Consider the following 21815-nt stretch of genomic DNA (forward strand, 5'->3'; position numbering starts at 1 on the left):
ATCTAAAAAAATAGCAGTGACCACTCGTTTTTTTAGATTAGCCAAGTGCTTCTTTACTTTCAATGATTCTTTATTGCCCAAAATTCTCTTATAGTGGATTCAGTTTAAAAGAGAGTCAAGGCAACCGAGTGCAGATGTATATGTGATACTTCAAGCGAGGTTAACGCTGTAGCTCTTTTATAAAGGATTGACTATATTACGTAAAAACAGAAACGGACGAGCAACGATGGCGGACACGCAAAACTCAACAAACTCAGACAGCAACGATAATGCTAATCAAGCCAACCAAACCGATCAGGCAGTTGCTTCAGGCAATGCTTATGAGCTCATCAAAAAACGTCTGACAGAACAAGGCGGCCGTTTAGAGCAGCAGACGCAGACGCTCAATAATGCGCGTCTTGAAGAGTTCGGCAGCACCCAAATGCAAGTCATCGCCCGTACCCGTATTCGTACCGAATACAACTGTGTGGCACAAGACATGGTGCAGGTCGGCGATTATTTGCTGTTTGGCTACAACGTTTTTATGGGGCTCAAACGTGCGAGCAATATAAAAGACGTATTGTCGTTATATCGTCTGAACGAGCCAGCTGGTAATGAAGAAGAGTATCAGCTCGAAGAGGTCGATTTGAAAGGGACGTTTTTGGCTCAAGATGCCTTTGCTCAAGATTTCAATGAGCTATATCGATACTACAAGCAAACGCGCCTGATTCAAATAACGGTGAAAGACAGCAAATTGCTGTTGGCATTTCAGATTGGTGAGCGCATCACTGATATTCGAGTATTCCGTTTCGCGTTAGATTTTAGCCAAGGCACACCAGAGTCGGCGCAAGTCGCTTATGTGGACAATCGAGGCGAGCGTGATATTGAACTGCCGCCTGCTTATGATTTTGACTGGATTGAGACCACACGCGATCAAATGGTGAATGGCAAATATCCCCATATGAATATCTTAGACACGATATTTGTAGAAACCGTCGGTGGTGATTTGACCATCAAGATTGAGGACAATACGCAATCAGGGCAAGGTATCTATAGCGAACCGGTCAATGACCGTACCCAGTCGCTGACGGATGCTGAGATTGCGTATGCCAAAGTCGGCAGTCTAATATTGCTCAAGATATTGCCCTATCGTGAAGAGGACTACCGTTATTTTGTTTATAACACCTTGACCGAAGCGGTGCTGCGTTTGGATGCGATTGGTCAATCATGTGTCCAGCTACCAGAAGACCACGGCATCATGTTTCCGGGTGGCTACTATCTACAGACGGGTGAGTATAAGCTGTTCGAGGCCAATAACGTTGGCGCTACTGACTTACGGTTTAAGCGTAAAATTGTATCGCCGAATGGGGAAGATGTTTTATTCTTATTTTATGACAGGGACTTGGGCGTCACGGGGCTGTTTCCTTATAACTTGATTAAAAAACAACTGGCAAATCCTATCTATTGCAACGGTATGGCCTTGGCTGAGAATGGGCGTTTGGTACTGTTCAGTGACCAAAGCGAGCCGTCTCGTATTCATCCGATGCAGATATGGCACACGCCTTATGCCTCACACGAGTATGTCAGTGAGTTGCCAGAAAGCACAAGCTTCTATGGCAAAATCGGTAATAAAGAGCTGGTGCGTGGTATCTCAGACCTGTATAGCATTACTCGCCTGATTGATAATCAAAGCGTGTCACAGAAGCTCTATGAAGAGCTTACCAATAATACCAGCCGACTCTTTGACAGCTATTATTGGTTGTCTGAGCCTGAGCTGAGCGAAGTCGCCAGTAGTATTAAGGAAGTGACGGCAACGGCTGAGCTGGTCATTGACGAATTCGCTAAAGTACAAAGTATCCAAAAGCAAACCCAAACTGCGCTAGCCGATGCTGATACGCAGCAAAGTGAGATTTTGCGGCAGATACGAGTTACTAGCTTTGAGTCGGCCAGTGATTATGTCGATCAGCTGTCAGCATTAAGACGCCAAAAAGGCCGTTTGGTGAGCTTGGAGGATTTGCGCTATCTAGATGCCGATAAGTTACAAGCATTGCAAAAGCAATTAGAAGAAGCAGAAAGCGAGCTTGCCGAAAAAACGGTGCTGTTTTTAAGCGGCGAAGAGGCGCTATCAAGTTACGAAGGCATATTGGTCGATGTCAGTGAGCGCTTGAATACCGCTGAAACCAATGCTGAGCTAAAACCTGTACTAGAAAAAATTGATGAGACAGCGCAAGGGTTAGATTTATTGACCGAGTTGCTAGGGACGCTAGATGTGGCCGATGCCACGGTACGTACGCAAATTATCGATGACATATCGACCATTTATGCGAGTCTAAATCAGAGCAAAGCCAAGCTCAATCATAAACGCAAAAATCTAGGCTCAGCTGAGGCTGTGGCGCAATTTGGCGCGCAGTTTAAGCTGTTCGGTCAATCTATTGCCAACGCCTTATCCATTGCCAATACGCCTGAGAAATCAGATGAGCAAATGGCAAAATTACTGGTACAGCTAGAAGAGTTGGAGAGCCAATTCGCTGATCCAGAGACCAACAGCGGCGATCAGTTTTTAGCCGATATTATTAGTAAACGTGAAGAGATTTACGAAACCTTTGAAAATCATAAGCAGCAACTGCTTGATGCTCGTAATCGCAAAGCGCAAAACTTGGGTGATGGCGCGCTGCGGATGCTTGAGAGTATTAAAAAACGCACACAAAGCACTGGCGTCACAGGCTTTACAGAAGAGGAAGCGCTGAATACGTATTTTGCGGCTGATGGTCTGGTGCAAAAAGTCCGTAACATTGCAAAAGAGCTGCAAGCGATGGGCTTTAGCGTCAAAGCCGATGACATCGACGCCCGCCTAAAAGCCATCCAAATCGAGAGCTATAAGAGTCTAAAAGACAAGTCGGACTTGTTTGAAGATGGTGGTCAGATCATCAAGCTGGGCAAGCACCGCTTTTCAGTCAATACTCAGCCATTAGATTTGACCTTATTGAGTCGTCAGCAGTCAGATGGCAAGCGCGTGCTGAATTTGCATCTAACGGGTACAGATTATTATGAAGTGCTCAATAATACTGAGCTAAACGCCTTGCGCCCGTATTGGGACATGAATATCGCCTCCGAGTCTGACAAGGTGTATCGCGCCGAGTACTTAGCCTATAGCATTATCGAAAGTGCCAAGAGCAGTCAAGATGGCCTAACCGAAGAACGTCTATATCAAGCATACGATGCGACCATCATTACCCTAGATGTTAATGGCGACATTGATAATGACAGCTCATTGTCTAAACTGGTCAAAGCTTATGCCACCCCTCGCTATCAGCTTGGGTATGACAAAGGCATTCATGACCATGATGCCACGCTATTATTGATGCAAATATTGCCAACGTTGCGTGAGGCAGGGTTGCTGATTTATACCCCGCAAGTACGTGCGTTGGCGCAGTTATTTTATTGGCAGCTAAATATTGTGCAAGCGCTTGGCTTAGAAAGTCTGCGTCAATTTGGTTATGACGCTTGGTTAAATGAATCCGTGCTGACGCGCGCAAATAACTGGATAGATAGAGCCGCGACCGCCGAGCAACTGCGCCGTGCATTGGGCAGTGATACGGCTAAATCTTTACTGGTTGAAGACATGAGCCAAGTAATGCGTCATTTTGTTATGGCCCATAATGATGACAGTCTTAGCGCTGATAAAGATGGTAGCCTTGATAACGGTACTGGCATTAATAATGGCGCCGGCAAGCAGTCAACATCAAAACCAGCGTCAGAACTGGATTCAAATACCAGTGATGTTCATAACGCTAACATCTTCAAACCAAGCTACGTTCAGCTTGCCAGTGAATACTTGGTGAGCGTCATGGGGCAGTCGGCTGAAACCAATGCCGGCGCACATAACACAATAAAATGGCAAACCAGTCAACAAGCACAGCAGTTGTGTGAGCAGTTAAGTCAAACGTTGAATAGTGCTGCAGGTAGCACGCAAAATACCGCCAGTTTTGACCAACTACAGTCTTCTATCAGTAAGCTTGGATTCCAACCCAAATCAGCCTATGAGCTACTGGCAACTTGGTTCCATGCATTGCTTGAGAAAACTTATGGTGGAAATGAATCGGCTAACGTAGTGACTGATGGCACCAACGAAGCAGGTGAAGCACTCAGCGAAGCTCAGCTTGCCGAGATTGAAACACAAAATGCGCTACGCAAGCAGCACTTAGAAAGTGGCCGTCATTATGTGCCCGAAGCCATTGCTGTTTTACTTACCCAGTTAAATGATGCTCAGCGTGAAGCTTTGGTACAGCGCCTCATTGATTCAGGTGCGACTTTCGATAAAGGATTAGGTGTTAAAGGGCTAGGTAATAAAAATCTGAGTAATCAAGGTTTAAGCAATCAAGGCGCAAGTGCCACACCATCGGCCTTGTCATTTTCCTCAATCACCTCGTCAATGCCTTCATTGACCAGTATTAATAATCCGCTCAATCAAGTGCAAAGCTTTGAGCGTAGCACGGGTAAGGTATCGCTTGAGAGTCAGGTTAATAACCTGCTGGGTGAGCATACACGTATTCATCAGCAGACCTTAACCTTTGCCGTCGATGATTTCTTAAATCGTTTGCATCATCATGATACGCAAGTTATCCCTGCTTATAGACGTTATCTGGCCATGCGCTCAGAGATTTTACATGAGTCAAAAGAGACGTTGCGACTGGACGAGTTTATGCCACGTCCATTGTCTTCATTTGTGCGTAACCGTCTGATTAATGAGAGCTATCTGCCACTCATCGGTGACAATCTTGCCAAACAGATGGGCACGGTCGGCGAGGATAAGCGTACCGATTTGATGGGTATCCTTATGATGATATCGCCACCAGGTTATGGTAAAACCACCTTGATGGAATACGTGGCAAATCGTCTTGGCCTTATCTTTATGAAGATTAACTGTCCGTCACTCGGTCATGACGTCACCTCATTAGACCCCGAAAAAGCGCCCAATGCTACCGCCCGAGAAGAGCTAAATAAAATCAACTTAGCATTTGAGATGGGCAATAACGTCATGCTTTATCTCGATGATATTCAGCATACGCATGCGGAATTTTTGCAAAAGTTTATCTCGTTGGGTGACGGTACACGCCGTATCGATGGTGTCTGGCAAGGCAAAACCAAGACCTATGACATGCGTGGCAAAAAGTTCTGCGTGGTCATGGCAGGTAACCCGTATACCGAAAGCGGCGAGGCTTTCAAAGTGCCGGACATGCTCGCCAACCGTGCCGATATCTACAACTTAGGCGATATCATGAGCGGCATGGAAGAGGTATTTGCACTCAGTTATATCGAAAACTCGCTGACCTCTAATACCGTCCTCGCACCAATGGCCAACCGTGACTTAAGCGATGTGCATCGTTTGATTAAAATGGCAAAAACGGACAATATCAACCTCGCACAAGCACAAAGCAGTGATTTGACGTATCCGTATAGCACCTCAGAAGTTAACGAGATTATCGCCATCTTGCGCCATATGTTTAGGGTGCAAGAAGTCATTTTGGACGTCAACCAAGCCTATATTGCCTCCGCCTCGCAAGATGACAAGTATCGCGTTGAGCCGATATTTAAGCTGCAAGGTAGTTATCGTAATATGAATAAGATGACCGAAAAACTGTCGGCGGTCATGAATGAAAGCGAGCTGAACCAGCTGATAGATGATCATTATCTAGGCGAGTCGCAGCTACTGACCCAAGGTGCAGAGAGCAATTTGCTCAAGCTTGGCGAGATGCGTGGTGTCTTGACCGAAGCAGAAACAGAGCGTTGGGCGCAGATCAAAGCGGACTTCTTACGTAACAAAGCCATGGGCGGAGAAGATGGCGATACAGGCGCGCGTATCGTTGCCCAGTTGGTCGACTTGGCCAGTGGCTTCAATGCCATCAGTAGCCAGTTTGAGACATACTTAACGAAAAATGATCCAGAGCAAATCGCTCGCTTACGAGAAGCAGGACAACAAGCACAACTCGATGCCCAGTTAAACGCTCAATTAGAGTCACAAAAAATCCTTGCCGATAGCGTGATTAACAATGCCAAAGTCGTCAGCGCCAGTATCGACAATGGCTTTGAGAAAAGCGTGAGCCAATTGCTGCAAATATATAAGCACGATCACAATGCTGGAAAGGCGGAAGGCGAGTATCTCAAGCAAAACCAAGACGTACAAAAAGCACTGATGGTGCAGCTGGTCAACGCCGTTGAACAACTGGCGCAAAAAATGGCGGATAGCTTGTCTAATAGTTTAACTGAGAGCCTAGCTAAGAATTATGAGAATCAAGCGGCAGACAGCGATATCCCTGATATTCATCAGCAGACTGCACTGATGGCAACTGCCCTCAAGCAAGCGTTAGAGCCATTGACGATGCGGATGGATGAGAAGCTGGCGATTGATACCAGCACCGATCAATCTGGTAAGTTAATCGTCAATAGTCTAAATCGACTTAATAAAATCTTTGACGACTATGATTGATAGTTGATGATTAATCACTACTGAGTAATAGCTGACGATTAGTCACTACTGGTTAACAGCTATGATTGATGGCTAACGATTAAGCGTTAATGCTTAATTATTAACGCTTATGAGCAATGCTGATGACTTGCACTTATGAACATCACTTATGAATAGCACCTATAAATAGGGCTTATGATCAAAAGACAATGGTAATATAGTCGGCAACAGCTACTTTGGATACAATAACAGCGAGTAAGCGTGCTACAAACAGTAGTTCAAGCAAGACTGACACCGTATCCGATGATAGTGAATCGACTATATCAAACCAATGAGAAAATTATGGCGCACAAAAAGAAGAACGTCCGCAAAAAACTTTGCCCTGTCTGCGAGCGCGAGTTTAGCTGGACTAAGAAGCTAGATAAAAACTGGGAGAGCATGGTCTATTGCTCAGACCAATGCCGACGGGTGAAAAAGTATGAAGGGCTGGATCATCAAAAAGAAGATAAGTAGGCAATAATAGTTCACCATAGATATTAGATATATGGCACAAGGGGGTAGATGATGGCACATAAAAAGGCAAACTTACCGCAAAAAACCTGTCCCGTTTGCCATCGCCCGTTTACGTGGCGTAAGAAGTGGGAGAAGGACTGGGAGCAGGTGATTTACTGTTCTGAGCGGTGTCGGCGGGGGAAGGTAATAGGTAGCGATAGTAATTGAAAATAGTTATCTATTATTTTCTGAAATATGCTGAAATATTGATTCGCATAATTCTGTTGCTGATGGTGTTAGCTCCCATGGCTCACTCTGCATCAGTTCAACTATGTCTTGGCAGAAATTAGTTTTACTCTTAATAGTGCCTTGGTTTCCATCTGAAAAAGAAAAAGAGGTTTCATCAGTTTCTAACTGAGGTACAACTCCATCTCTACGCATTTTATTTAGAGCTGTATCAAAATATTTACCGATACCTTTACTTGAACTTTGATAAATATCTGTGAAATATTTTTCATACTCATCGCTGTAAGCTAGCTTTTTTTTGTTCCCTTGCTTAGCTAATCCATTGTCAGGACACATCTCAAAAAACTTCTTTACGAGAAATTTCCTAGGCAATGAGTTTTCGGTCTCTTTACCTTGAGTAATCGCAATCTTATCCCCTAGCTGTTGTTCCAACTCATTGAATCTAGGTTTTTTCTTTAAGTCTGAGTCTGCTATTACTAGAGCGTTAGAAGTGACAAGTACTGCATTTAAACCCTTGTTCTTGCCGCTATCCACATCCTCTAAAGAATCAACTTCAAAATCCCAATGTTCTAAGTTTGAACCTTGATATTCGACAAACGCATAGTGATAGCCATCAATAAAGCGTGAATAATCTTCCCACTTCTCTTGATCAGTTATCTTTAATTCTTCCAAGTATTTCTTCAAGTACTGAACAAAGTATAGACGATCAGTAATGCCTTCAATCCAAATAGTGCAATTAGCTAAAAAGACCGACGAAGGAGACACACCAAGCGTCTGTAGTATAGTGCGGTCACCATCACAGCGTCTAATTACAGTTTCATATTTGTTTTCTTCATTACCAACATTTTCTTTGTCTATACGATATAAAGTAATACGTTTGTCTTCGTTTATCATGTCGAGCAAGTAATTGGAGTGACTGGTCGCCATGTAATAATGATCAGTTTCATTCAGTAAAAACTTCATTATTTGTTTAACGTAGCCTGCATGCAAATGCATTTCTGGCTCTTCGATAAAAAAGAAAGAAGGTTCGGTAGTTAAAAAAGCTTTGTAGGTCAGAATAATAACTTGTTGCAAGCCATCACCCAGTTGCGAGATAGGAAACTGTTCTGCTTCTCCAATTTTGATATGCAAACTATCATCTTTACGATGAGGTATAAGAGTGACAACTTCATTATTGAAAAAGTAATGAGAAAGTTTTGCTTGATAATCGTCAATTCTTTGACGTTCTTCAGGCATTCCTAGCAGTGAGTCCGTTAGAAATTCAAAGAAGTCTTCGCCTGTCACTATTTGATGATCTAAAAAGTCATAATCTTTGTAAACTCTAAGTAAAAGCGTGTTTTTTCTTAGTTTATCTAAAATTTCTTTTTTAGTTACGTGTGTGTGCTCTTCACCATCTGGTGCAATTGTACTTTTATGAATTAAAATATCATTCTTATTGGATATTGTTTTTTCAATTTCAGACTCAGCTAAGGACTCTAAAGGTTTAAAATGTTTTAAGCTTCTCAAAGAGTTTATATAAAAAATCTTTAAAGCTGATATGTTTATAAGTTCATACTCTGCTTCTAAACTAAATAGTTCTTCAATAATATTTTGCAGCTCATCAAATAACTTGGAATAAGAATTATCGTTGTAGCTCTGCCTACGATATAAGTCATATATCTTATAGGCTGTTGGATAACTACTTTGAGAAGGAGAGTTAGCTCTAGCTATCGCTAAATTAACCTGATCTTTAATTTGAGTAAGCTTCTCCAAATTTGAAGTGTAATTATTTTTTATGAAATTAAAGCTATTAAACTCGAAGGCACTTGTGTTCCATTCATCATTTACAGAGAACGTATTAAGTAACACACCTACTTTTTGCAACAACTGCAAATAAGAAGTTAAGTTTTTTAAAGATATTTCGTCGATATAAATTTTACAAGCTAACTCCCGCATAAAACGACTTTTACCAGAGTTATTTGCGCCCACAATAATATTCAAACGCTTTAATTCAAAAGGATTGTTTCGATTCAAGCCTTCGCTTGAATCGAAATCTGTATATCCTTCCTTAAACCAAAGCTTCATAGCTTCTTTCATATCTAGAACCTAATTAATACTACAAATTCGGATTCAACCACTTCTCAGCCGTCTTCATATCCCAGCCTTTACGCTCAGCATAACTCTCTAACTGGTCAGTGCTGATTTTACCGACGTTAAAGTATTCACTATCAGGGTGCGAGTAATAGAATCCGCTGACCGATGACGCAGGCCACATCGCATAGCTTTCGGTCAACGTCGTACCGATCGCCTCAACCGTACCGAGCCAGTCGAACAGCTTACCTTTTTCCGTATGCTCAGGACAGGCAGGGTAGCCAGGAGCGGGGCGGATGCCAACGTATTTTTCTTTAATCATCTCATCATTAGTGAGCGACTCAGTCGGCTGATAACCCCAATACTCCTTACGGATGAGCTCGTGTAGATGTTCAGCGAATGCTTCAGCGAGACGATCGGAGAGGGCTTGTACCATGATAGCGTTGTAGTCATCACCTGCCGCTTTATACTTCTCAGCGAGCGCTTCAGTACCGACGATAGAGACGGTAAAGCCGCCTAAATAGTCTTCCTTTTCCGTATTGGGTGAGATAAAGTCCGCTAAGCTAAAGTTAGGCTTACCGCTAGCTTTATCCGACTGTTGACGTAAGTGCTCGAACTGATAGGTTGGATTGCCACTATCCGCTGTAGCCGTGTCATAGACCGTTACCGTATCATCAGCAGTACGACGCGCAGGCATAATCTTAAATACGCCTTTTGCGATGATTAACTTCTCATCGATCATTTTCTGTAGTAGCTCTTTTGCATTATCAAACAAATCACACGCCGCTTCACCGACTACCTCATCTTGCAATATCTTCGGATATTTACCAGCGAGACCCCAAGAGATAAAGAACGGTGTCCAGTCAATGTAGGGTACGAGTGTCGCTATTGGATAATCATCGAGAATCACTTGACCCAAAGTATTGGGTACAGGTGGTAGGTAGCTATCCCAATCGTATTGAAAGCCAATTTTGACCGATTCAGCATAGGAGAGCTTGGCAGCTTTAGGTTGACGCTTAGCCAGACGTTCGCGCACTTTGATGTACTCTTCACGAGTCTCATTGATCAAGCCTTGGCGATGCTCTTTGGATAGCAGTTTGGTAACGACACCGACAGAGCGTGAGGCATCCGTCACATAGATGACGCCATCGTTTTGATATTGCGGTTCGACTTTGACCGCCGTATGCGCTTTAGAAGTCGTTGCGCCGCCAATCATTAACGGTAGCGTCATGCCGCGCTCTTGCATTTGCTTGGCGACATAGACCATTTCATCGAGGCTCGGGGTAATCAAACCAGACAGGCCGATGATATCGACTTTTTCTGCAATAGCAGTATCAAGGATTTTTTCACAAGGTACCATCACGCCCAAATCGACAATGTCGTAGCCATTACAGCCAAGCACCACGCCGACGATGTTTTTACCGATATCATGTACGTCGCCTTTGACGGTCGCCATCAGAATTTTACCTTTGGTTTCGCCTTCTACTTTTTCGGCTTCGATATACGGGTTTAGCCACGCGACTGACTGCTTCATCACGCGTGCAGATTTGACCACTTGCGGTAGGAACATTTTACCGGCACCAAATAAATCACCGACGATATTCATACCGTCCATGAGTGGGCCTTCGATGACTTCTAGCGGTTTGGGATATTTCTCCCACGCTTCTTTGGTATCGGCTTCGATAAAGGTGGTAATACCTTTGACCAGCGCATGGGCAATACGTGCTTCGACAGTGCCTTCACGCCAGCTCATATCAACCGTACTTTCTTTTTTCTTGCCACCATCTTGATAGTTTTCGGCAGCTGTCATCAGGCGTTCAGTTGCGTCTTGACCTGTTTCGCCTTGGTTGCGGTTGAGCATGACATCTTCGATAGCGTCACGCGCTTCCTTTGGAATATCATCATATAACTCAAGCATGGCTGGGTTGACGATACCCATTGTCAGGCCATTGGTAATCGCATGAAATAAGAAGACAGAGTTGATGGCTTCACGGATAGGGTTACCACGGAAACTAAACGACACGTTAGACACGCCGCCCGATACCATGGCGTTTGGCAAATTGTCAGTAATCCACTTAGTGGCGTTGATGAAGTCCGCACCGTAGTTGTTATGCTCAGTGATACCAGTGGCAACCGCGAAAATGTTTGGATCAAAGATAATATCTTCAGAAGGGAAACCGACTTCGTTAACCAACACATCATAACTACGCTGACAGATTTGAATTTTACGCTCGTAAGTATCGGCTTGACCATCTTCATCAAATGCCATGACGATAACGGCAGCACCATAGCGCATACACAGTTTGGCGCGCTCGACGAATTCAGCATGACCTTCTTTTAGTGATATAGAGTTGACGACAGATTTGCCCTGCGTGCGTTTTAGACCTTCTTCGATGATGTCCCATTTAGAGGAGTCAATCATGAGTGGTACGCGGCTGATATCAGGCTCACCAGACACCAAGTTGATGAAATGAATCATCGCCTGCTTGGAGTCGAGCATGCCCTCATCCATATTGATATCGACGATTTGCGCGCCGCCTTCTACCTGATCGCGGGCGACATCGAGCGCTTCGGTATAGGCTTCCGTTTTAATCAAGCGTAAGAACTTTTTAGAGCCTGTCACGTTGGTACGTTCACCCACGTTGACGAACAAGCTGTCTGCTGTGATGGTAAATGGCTCAAGCCCAGACAAGCGGCAGGCAGGGGCGATTTCAGGAATCACACGCGGCGCATAGTTTTTTACCATATTCGCGATTTGGCGAATATGTTCTGGTGTCGTACCACAACAGCCGCCCACAATATTCAAGATGCCTGCTTTCGCAAAGCCTTCTAGTAATGCGGTGGTTTCATCAGCGGTTTCATCATATTCACCAAACTCATTGGGCAGGCCCGCATTTGGATGCGCTGACACATAGGTATTGGCAATGTTAGATAGCGTTTGGATATGGGGACGTAGCGCATCGGCACCAAGCGCACAGTTGAAGCCAACCGATAATGGTTTGGCGTGGCGAATTGAGTTATAAAATGCTTCAGCCGTTTGACCTGACAACGTACGACCTGACGCATCAGTAATCGTACCCGAAATCATAATCGGTAATTCAAAACCAATGTCATCAAACACGCCAGTAATGGCAAATATCGCTGCTTTGGCATTCAGCGTATCGAAAATAGTTTCGATTAGGATAAGATCTACACCACCTTCTATCAAGCACAAGGTCGCTTCGCGGTAGTTTAATACCAACTCATCAAAGGTGATATTACGAAAGGCTGGATCATTGACATCAGGTGATAGCGAGCACGTGCGTGAGGTAGGGCCTACGACACCAGCGACGAAACGAGGCTTATCAGGTGTCTTGGCAGTGAACGCATCTGCTGCACTGCGGGCAAGTTGAGCTGCCGTTTTATTTAACTCAGGTACCAAATACTGCATATCGTAGTCGGCCATGGATAGACGCGTACCGTTGAAGCTATTGGTCTCGATGATATCCGCACCAGCAGTCAAATGATCGTTATGGATATCTATAATCATTTGCGGTTGCGAGAGTACAAGCAAATCATTATTGCCGCGCACATCTTGGTCTATATCCGCAAAACGCTCACCGCGATAATCTGCTTCTTCTAATTTATAGGTTTGAATCTGCGTACCCATCGCGCCGTCTAACATCAAAATTCTTGAGGCCATTTGCTCAGTGATACGGGCACGTGCGGTCAGTTGTTGTTTCTTGTAAGGAAACACGGCAGGTGGCGTGAGGATAAAATCATCAGCAGATTGCGCTGAGCTAGAGGTGGCGTCATGTTGAGAAGTAATCGTTTGAGTCATAGGAGCGCTGCTTATATCGTCAATGTCATAAAAGGAAGGAATAACAGATAGGGTGCAAAATTTTATAAAAGGAATAGGCAAATCCGCATTATTTTAGCATGAAAATAATATCCCACGCGGGATAGTGCTTATTCCTCTTTGGCAATATGGCAGATACAAAATCTGCTTTTTGAGCCATCAGGTATGGAGTTTATTGCATAAAACAAATAGGCACAAATGACTATCATTTCGTTTAAAGATTACATAAAGCTTTGTTTTTAAGGTTAGAAGCTATCAAGACTATTAAAAGTCCGACAGAACTTACATGCCTACGACAAAAAGTAGCGTAAAAGTGAATTCATAAGGCTTTTCTATATGTTAATTTAATTTCAGAAGAATTGGCTGTTGGTAAGAAAAACTTACAAGCAAGTGTTCATTGTCATTACTATTTGGTAAATATTATCAATAGCGCAATCAACACATTCTAAAGCCAATTATCTACTCTGTAAGTCAGTAATACAATAATCAAGAATGATTCAATCATTAAGGGATATATTATGAAAATTACTAAAATTGCTACTATCGGTACACTTGCTCTTTCAATCGCAGGCCTAAGCGCTTGTAATAATATGATGCCAAGCAAAAGCGCGGATATGAAAGCGCCAATGCACAGCCAATCTATGGCAAAAATGAATGTCGTACAAGTGGCGCAAAGCAATCCTGATTTTTCAGTGTTAGTAGAAGCAGTACAAGCAGCAGGCCTAGCAGGCATGTTGTCTGATCCTAATGCTCATTACACCGTATTTGCACCGACCAATGCTGCCTTTATGCAAGCATTACAAGAAACAGGTATGACCAAAGCGCAGTTGTTCGCCAACAAGCCTTTGTTAACCAAGGTATTAGGTTATCACGTCGTGAGTGGTGATATGGCCATGTACGCTAAAGACGTTAAGCCTGGTAATGTCATGACAGCCAGCAAAGATACCTTGATGGTAACTAAAGAAGGTAAGTTGATGGATGAAAATGGCCGCACAGCTAACATCTTGAAAACTGACATCGCTGCCAACAATGGTGTGGTACATGTGATCGATAAAGTATTGTTACCTAAATAAGAATAACCAAAACCTGATATCTCTACTTTCTATGAGGTAGAGATCGAACCAATAACAGCCGTTATCTGTATGAGTCAATAATCAGATAATGGCGTTTTTAGATATATAGCATGTCAAATAGTGCTACTTCAAAATAGCGTATCAGCAGTTATATTGCTAATACGCCATAGCTAGAATAAAAGTTAACAACAGCGTACACGTGATTGATACAGTGTTGCTACCTAAGTAAGTACCAATTAAAAATTAAACCGTTAGAATTATAGTTATCGATATAGCGAATTTGATATCAGGACTGGATAATAAGTAGTCGGTACTGTCTGCAAGATATCAGTCACTTTTATCTTTATTTAAAATGAATATTTGTTAATCACATTATTTAATTAATTATCTACAAGGAAATACCTATGTTAAAGAAAAACTTACTATCTATCGCCGTAGTTACAGCCGCCATGTCACTAGCCGCTTGTAGTGACAAAGAAGCCGCTACTGATCCAGTTGAGCCTGAAGTTACCACCGAAGAAATGGCAGTTGAGCCAGTTGCTGAAGCTGATCCAATGGTTGAAGCAGAGCCAATGACTGACATGGACATGGAAGCTACACAGACTATCGCTGAAATAGCGGCAGGCAATGAGAACCTAACTATCCTTACAGCAGCGCTTCAAGCCGCTGGTCTTGATACTATGTTGATGGAAGATACCAAATACACAGTATTTGCCCCAACTGACGATGCTTTTGCTCCAGTACTAGAGAAGCTAGGCGTGACTAAAGAAGAGTTATTGGCTAACACTGATTTACTTAAGAAAGTACTTCCTTACCATGTAGTACCTATGGAAGTTAAAGCTGCTGATATCCCTTACGCTACTGATATCAAAACCGCTAACGGCGCAACGATTTCTATTAGCGATGCTAACGTCATTACAGATGCTACTGGTGGAACGGCTAACATCACTGGTACTGACATCATGGCAACCAATGGTGTGGTACACACTATCGATGCGGTATTAATGCCTGAGTAATTTTTTACAGACTACTGGTCATGACTTATCAGTAGTTGACGTATAGATAATACTGAAAGAGCCTAGCCATTGAGCTGGGCTTTTTTGTGCCAATATATTTATCTTGGTATTTTTTACGACGATCTATAAGAATATCGGCACAAAAAAGCCCGAGACAATAGTCTCGGGCTTTTTATACGCAATGAGTAGGATGTAGCAGTACCAAACTAAAGAATATTATACGTTGTCTTTACGTAGTGGATCTGCGTTCATTCTTTTTTGTTCAGCTAGATGACGCTCTTCCCAATACGGTGCGTTTTTGATACCAAATTTGGCAGGATCAAAACTATAGCGTTTCACGCCAGCTTTACGCTGAGCTTCATAATCTTTTAGCATAGTCAGTGTTGGACGAGCCACAATGAAGATGACCAAGATACCAACAATATTGAGCCAAGCCATGAGACCAACACCAATATCACCAATAGCCCAGATATAACCAGCTGAATTCAAGCCACCGTAGGCAACCATCACCATGATTAGAATTTTGACTAAGAATAGACCAGTTTTATTGGCACCGCGACCGAGGAAGCGAGTCAAGTAAGCCACGTTTACTTCAGCGATGTAGTAGTAAGCCAAAATCGTAGTAAAGGCAAAGAAGAATACTGCGATGGCAATAAAGGTATTACCATAGGTGCCATAGACAGATTCCATTGCCATTTGCGTAAAGGCAGGTGAGTTAATCTCAACACCAGCTGCAACATTCTGTACGATGAACTGACCATCTGGAAGCGTACCTTGAATGTTATACATGCCTGTAGATAAAATCATAAAGGCGGTAGCAGAACAGACTAGCAACGTATCGACATATACTGAGAATGCCTGTACTAAACCTTGCTGTGATGGATGCTCAACTTCAGCAGCAGCAGCAGCGTGAGGGCCAGTACCTTGTCCAGCTTCGTTAGAGTAAATACCACGTTTTACACCCCAACCAATAGCAGCACCGAAACCTGCTTGGGCAGTGAATGCATCACCAATGATCATCCCAAATACATCTGGGATCAAGCTGACGTTAGAGAACATAATAATTAAGGCTAAAACGATATAACCTAGTGCCATAAAAGGTACAGCAAACTCGGTAAAAGTTGCAATACGCTTAATACCACCAAAGATGATGATACCTAGAACGACTAGAATGATACCTAGTGCCACTAAACGCATAGAGCCAACTTCTAGGCCTCCGACGTTCATGATAGTACCTTCACCCATCACCTGTGCAAATGCACTGATAACACCGTTTGCCTGTACGCCTGGTAAGAACATACCGCAAGCTAAAATAGAGGCGATGGCGAAGAGAATACCGTACCATTTTTGACCAAGGGCACGCTCAAAGTAATAAGCAGGGCCACCGCGATATTCGCCAGTAATCACATCTTTTTCTTTGTAAATCTGTGCAAGGGTAGACTCGACGTAGGCAGTAGATGCCCCTAAGAAGGCCACAACCCACATCCAAAATACTGCACCTGGACCACCGAAGCCGATAGCAGCAGCTACCCCAGCGATGTTACCCATACCCACGCGTCCTGCGAGTGAGACGGCAAGTGCCTGAAATGATGAAATACCTTGTGCGCTAGATTTACCGGTGAATAGTAATTTGATCATTTCACCGAATAGACGTACTTGTACGAAGCGCGTCATAATGGAATAAAACAGACCCGCACCCAGACACAGATAGATCAGTGCAGGGCTCCAGATAATTCCGTTTACTAAATTGACTAAACCTTCCATATGTATATTCCTAATACTGTCTCAAAGTGGCTATTAATACTAATACCGGCGTCAACCAATTGCTCTAGTGGCTCACTTAGTTTGCCTGCATAGACTTACACATCTCGTTAAGTCTTATATGTACTTAGCCACTCAGAATGGACTGTAGTTGTCTGTATTTATCCGCTTGGCCTATTCGCAACACTGACCATGTGTATACCGCTCATCAGAGTCAATTTCAAAATGAGCTGCAGTTGCAATCCTTTGCTGTCTTCATTATGCGGTACATCCAGTCATTACGTCATCGACGCAATAGCTGTTATAAATGGACCAGCGGATAAAACAGGCGGTTATATAATTAAATACTTATCAGTAAAGCGATAGCATTCAACTTGCTATGAGTCGTATCGATTGGCTACACTGGTAAAAGCTTGTCGATTTGTAAGTTGAGGCTTTGGCGATCCTTGAACAGAGTTAACCAGACGTTCGTAATCCTCTAATACTAAACAAACGATAAGTCCACTACCAAATGTATTCAAACCGTACGGCTACGTAACTGCAATTTGCCATATTTTTGGCACAATTACTAGAAATTTCTTTAAGAGTAGCAGGATATCTCGATGTTTGAGACGACAGACCCCACAATAAATAGCGATGAAACAAAGGAGTTTTGTAACTGCTACATTATTGTTTTACCCGCAGTTCAAAGCGAAATGGTTTATTAGTCAACATAATTAAGCTTTTGGATAAATATAACCATAGTGTAAGCAAGTATAAATGCCAATATGATTAGGCGTGGCGGTTGTGTTTTGGTAACGATGAATTGTAAAAAGTGGGTTATATCGCCATTATTGGCAGAATGTCTTGTAGGCTATAAAATGTAACCGTTACTGACGACTATCATTCTATTGAATAAAGTAGCAGTTGATGGACTGGATAAATAGACGTACAGGATGGTTGAACAAGTGGTTATATCAGCTGTAAAAAAACGTGTTACTAGGTATTTGTTATTTATCATTATTAGGAGAGACAACGATGACGCGTAAATCCATTGTAAAACCCATGTTACTATCAGCAGTATTAGCGACTTCTACCGTTGGTTTGACGGGTTGTGGCTATAACAATCTGCAAGCACAAGATGAGCAGGTAACGGCTTCGTGGTCAGAAGTAGTCAACCAATACCAACGCCGCTCAGACCTAGTGCCAAACTTGGTCAAAGTTGTACAGCAATACGCAGAGCAAGAGCAAGAGGTGTTTACCCAAGTTGCTGAAGCGCGCTCACGTGCTGGTGGTATCACCGTGACTCCTGAGGTGCTCAACGACCCTGAAGCGATGGAGCGTTATGCGGCTGCGCAAGAGCAGATGACTGGCGCTTTATCGCGTCTAATGGCTGTCTCTGAGCGCTATCCTGAGCTAAAATCAGATGCCTTGTTCCAAGATTTGCAAGCACAGCTAGAAGGCACGGAAAACCGTATCGCCGTTGCTCGTAACCGCTATATTCAAGAAGTACAAAGCTATAATACGACGGTGCGTCAATTTCCAACCAATATCACTGCCAAAGTATTTGGTCTAGATACCAAGCCAAACTTTACAGTAGCCAACGAAGAAGCCATTTCAACAGCACCCAGTGTTGATTTTGGCGACGACGATGCAGCAGCTGCTCAGTAAAGTACAATGCATAAAAAATACGGTGCACAAAAAGTACGATGCATAATAAGGCTTGATGCTTAAAAGATAAACGAAGCTCATAGTTATTGCAGTAGTCGCCATTCATTCAGCACAGACGTCATTTGAGGTGGTATAGATTAGATGAATCATTCAAAAGCAATCTTATCAGTATTACTATTCACACTGAGCATCAGCAGTGCACCAGTGCTGTATGCGGCACCTAATGATACGGCAGTGGCTACCGATAGTGGCTCAAACAGCCCTTCGAATCTGCAAAACCGCAGTGTCGAGGATCTGGTGGCCATTGCCAAAGCAGGCGATTCCAACGAAGCCATAAATGATACGGTATTGGGTAACGAGGCAATTAACGAAGCCATACTGGGCAACGATGCGATCAACCCTAATGCCGCAAGCAATGAAGCAGTTAATAGTGAAAAGTCAGCAGAAACACGAGCGCCTACTAAGCCGCCTGTCCAATCAAATGCTGAAAGTGTCGATGCGGACAAGCTCATATTAAACAGCCCTGTTATTGACCAAGCCAATATTTTAAACCCGCAAGAAAAGCAGCGCTTAGAGGCGCAGCTCAGAAGTATCTATCAACAAGGTTTGGCGCAGGCAGCTGTCGTCATTGTTCCGACTACCAATGGTTTGCCTATCTTTGACTATGCTTTGCAGGTTGCAGAGAAATGGCAGTTGGGTGATAAAGATATCGATGATGGTTTGCTGATTGTCGTGGCGGTCAATGACCGTGATATGTATGTCCTAACGGGTTATGGGCTAGAGGGTGTGCTACCAGATGCTGCGGTTAACCGTATCATTCGTGAAGACATCACACCATTGTTTAAGCAAAACAACTATGGCGCAGGGATACTAGCAGGTGTTGATGCATTTAAAACGCGTCTGACTGCTGATCCTGACGTATTGGCCCGTGCCGATGCTCAAGCTGCGGAGCGTAACGTTCAACAAGGCTCAGATGAGCTACCATCACCTATTTTCTTATTTATTATGGCAATGATATTTGGTAGTTTTATTACCAATATTTTAGGCCGAGTATTTGGCTCTATCATTACCGCAAGTGGGTTTTTTGCTGGCTCGCTGGCACTGGGCGGCGGGTTCTTTATGACATTGATTATGGCGATATTTATATGGCTGTTTTTGATCTCACGCGGCGGCGGTGGTGGCAAAGGTGGCGGCGGTAAAGGTGGCAGACGACGCGGCGGTATGATTTTCTTACCCGGTATGGGTGGCGGAAGTGGTGGCGGCTTTGGCGGTGGGGGTTTCGGCGGCGGCGGCTTTGGTGGCGGCGGTGGTGGATTTGGCGGTGGCGGTGCTGGTGGCTCATGGTAAGTAACTATTAAAAATTGTAAGTAACTATTAAAAATTTGTTAGTAAAAACCAAGCAAATGAAGCCGCAGTAAAAAACGCAAACAACCTGCAAAAATGATGTCTGTGAGGAAACAATTAAATGTCAGAAAACAATGCTCCAAAAGCCAGTTTTGCCCGCTGGTGGCGTCAAGTCCTATTTGTTCCTTTGCTGCACAGCAAATGGCTGACAGCAGAAGCCAAAGCCCGTTTGACAGATGAGGTCACTAGCGCAGAGCGTGGCCATCGTGGAGAAGTGTTTTTAATTATAGAAAACCACCTGCCGACTCAGGATGCTTATCATATCGACTGTCGCGAGCGTGCGGTGGATTTATTTAGCGAGTATCGCGTGTGGGACACCGAAGAAAACACGGGTGTCTTGGTTTATGTCAATATCTGTGAGCACCAATTAGAGATAGTCGCGGATCGCGGTATCAGCGCTCATGTGAGCCCCACAGTCTGGCGGGCAATGTGTGAAAAAGCCGTGTCGGGCATCGCAAATAAAAACACTGAAGAGAGCTTAGCTGAATTATTAGACGAAGTTGGACAGGTATTGCGTCAGTACTATCATCTTGAGAATAACCCAGCAGGTAATGAGCTGTCCGATACGGTGGTGTTTTTGAAATAGCGTTTATGAAGTAGCATTTATGAAGTGATGCTTATAATAAGGTAGAACGTTTTGATCTTAATCTATAGGGTTCTAGGCGAAATCCAAATATAATAGACTTTTAAACAAGAGGGCGCTTCCAAACACATCTATAGCCAGACGCATTTATAGAGAGCAATCCTCAGAAAAAAAGCCTTTATCAAAAACCATTACTGGAACACTATGATTGAGTTAATAAAGAAACTACCAAAAGCGGAACTTCATCTACATATTGAAGGCTCGCTAGAACCTGAGCTGATGTTTAGATTGGCGAAAAAAAACCAAGTAGAGATTCCTTATACAGACATAGAAGATGTACGCAATGCTTATAACTTCACCAACTTGCAGACCTTTTTAGATATCTACTATGCGGGTGCCAATGTCCTGCTCACAAAAGATGATTTTTATGATTTGACGTGGGAATATATTCTTAAATGTGTTGAAGACAACGTCATTCACACAGAAATATTTTTTGACCCACAGACGCATACCGAACGTGGTGTGTCTTTTGAAGCTGTAATCACTGGTATCAAAGAAGCGCTCGTAGATGCTAAAGAAAAGTATGGTATTACGTCTTGCATCATTATGTGCTTCTTAAGACATTTATCACAAGAAGAGGCGTTTGAAACGTTAGAGCAAGCATTGGCGTTCAAAAATGATATCATCGGTGTTGGTCTTGATTCATCAGAATTGGGCAATCCGCCATCGAAATTTAAAGAAGTATTCAAAAAAGCCAAAGAAGAAGGCTTTAAGCTGGTCGCTCATGCAGGCGAAGAGGCAGATTTTTCGTATATATATGAAGCTCTGGATTTATTAGAGATTAATAGAATCGATCATGGTGTGCAGTCTATAAAAAGCCCAGAATTGATGCAAAGGCTCAAAGACGAGCAAATGCCGCTGACAGTTTGTCCGAACTCAAATATCGAACTCAAGGTCTTTGAAAACTATAAAGAACACAATATCAAAGCGCTGCTGGATTATGGTTTAAATATTAGTGTCAATTCAGACGATCCAGCATATTTCAAAGGCTATATGAATCAGAACTTTATAAATATATGCGAAAACTTACCGCTAACGGAAGACGATGTTGTTACTTTAGTAAAGAACTCTTTTAACTCCTCATTTATCAGTGATGAGTTAAAAGAATCCTACTTAGCGAAGGTTGATCTTGCGTTGAAATAAGCTTTAATGCGTTTATTTTTTAGTAGTGAAGGCT

The 21815-nt window shown here is 43.2% G+C and carries 12 protein-coding genes; 9 read left to right on the forward strand and 3 right to left on the reverse strand.

The genetic code is table 11. The features are described from left to right. Positions 1-226 precede the first annotated feature (226 nt). From IE130_RS13340 to IE130_RS13350, 3 genes are all read left to right on the forward strand, one after another. On the forward strand, positions 227-6466 hold the full coding sequence (locus IE130_RS13340) for a DNA repair ATPase (protein ID WP_189586858.1): 6240 nt from the start codon (positions 227-229) through the stop codon (positions 6464-6466). 321 nt (positions 6467-6787) lie between these two features. After that, positions 6788-6958, forward strand: a complete 171-nt coding sequence (locus IE130_RS13345) for a DUF2256 domain-containing protein (RefSeq protein ID WP_010196547.1) — start codon at positions 6788-6790, stop codon at positions 6956-6958. Between the two features lie 51 nt (positions 6959-7009). Next, a complete protein-coding gene (locus IE130_RS13350) occupies positions 7010-7165 on the forward strand; it encodes a DUF2256 domain-containing protein (protein WP_189586914.1) in 156 nt (51 codons plus the stop codon). 6 nt (positions 7166-7171) lie between these two features. On the opposite strand, the gene IE130_RS13355 is transcribed toward IE130_RS13350, so the two are convergent. Further along, positions 7172-9259: an AAA family ATPase gene (locus IE130_RS13355; protein WP_189586860.1), complete on the reverse strand. Its 2088-nt coding sequence runs from the start codon at positions 9257-9259 to the stop codon at positions 7172-7174. A gap of 19 nt (positions 9260-9278) precedes the next feature. After that, positions 9279-13073, reverse strand: coding sequence for a methionine synthase (gene metH / locus IE130_RS13360; protein ID WP_189586862.1), 3795 nt, complete (start codon positions 13071-13073; stop codon positions 9279-9281). A gap of 536 nt (positions 13074-13609) precedes the next feature. Between metH and IE130_RS13365 the strand changes: the two genes are divergently transcribed. After that, positions 13610-14164, forward strand: a complete 555-nt coding sequence (locus tag IE130_RS13365) for a fasciclin domain-containing protein (RefSeq protein WP_189586864.1) — start codon at positions 13610-13612, stop codon at positions 14162-14164. 404 nt (positions 14165-14568) lie between these two features. Continuing rightward, complete coding sequence (locus tag IE130_RS13370) at positions 14569-15180, forward strand: fasciclin domain-containing protein (RefSeq protein WP_189586866.1); 612 nt, start codon at positions 14569-14571, stop codon at positions 15178-15180. A 216-nt stretch (positions 15181-15396) separates the two neighbouring features. On the opposite strand, the gene IE130_RS13375 is transcribed toward IE130_RS13370, so the two are convergent. Continuing rightward, positions 15397-16944 carry an alanine/glycine:cation symporter family protein gene (locus IE130_RS13375; protein ID WP_010196574.1) on the reverse strand — a complete coding sequence of 516 codons (1548 nt, stop codon included), beginning with the start codon at positions 16942-16944 and terminating at the stop codon, positions 15397-15399. A 1014-nt stretch (positions 16945-17958) separates the two neighbouring features. On the opposite strand from IE130_RS13375, the gene IE130_RS13380 reads away from it, so the two are divergent. The 4 genes from IE130_RS13380 to IE130_RS13395 all read left to right on the forward strand — a co-directional run bounded on the left by IE130_RS13380 (position 17959) and on the right by IE130_RS13395 (position 21781). Further along, complete coding sequence (locus IE130_RS13380; protein WP_189586868.1) at positions 17959-18591, forward strand: LemA family protein; 633 nt, start codon at positions 17959-17961, stop codon at positions 18589-18591. A 141-nt stretch (positions 18592-18732) separates the two neighbouring features. Beyond that, the gene (locus tag IE130_RS13385; protein WP_189586870.1) at positions 18733-19938 is read left to right on the forward strand and encodes a TPM domain-containing protein; all 1206 of its coding nucleotides are present in this window, start codon (positions 18733-18735) and stop codon (positions 19936-19938) included. A gap of 118 nt (positions 19939-20056) precedes the next feature. After that, positions 20057-20581, forward strand: coding sequence for a TPM domain-containing protein (locus IE130_RS13390; protein ID WP_189586872.1), 525 nt, complete (start codon positions 20057-20059; stop codon positions 20579-20581). A 201-nt stretch (positions 20582-20782) separates the two neighbouring features. After that, a complete protein-coding gene (locus tag IE130_RS13395) occupies positions 20783-21781 on the forward strand; it encodes an adenosine deaminase (RefSeq protein WP_189586874.1) in 999 nt (332 codons plus the stop codon). The last annotated feature ends 34 nt before the right edge of the window (positions 21782-21815 follow it).

The sequence above is a fragment of the Psychrobacter glaciei genome, assembly GCF_014652895.1.
In the GTDB taxonomy this organism is placed as follows: Bacteria; Pseudomonadota; Gammaproteobacteria; order Pseudomonadales; family Moraxellaceae; genus Psychrobacter; species Psychrobacter glaciei.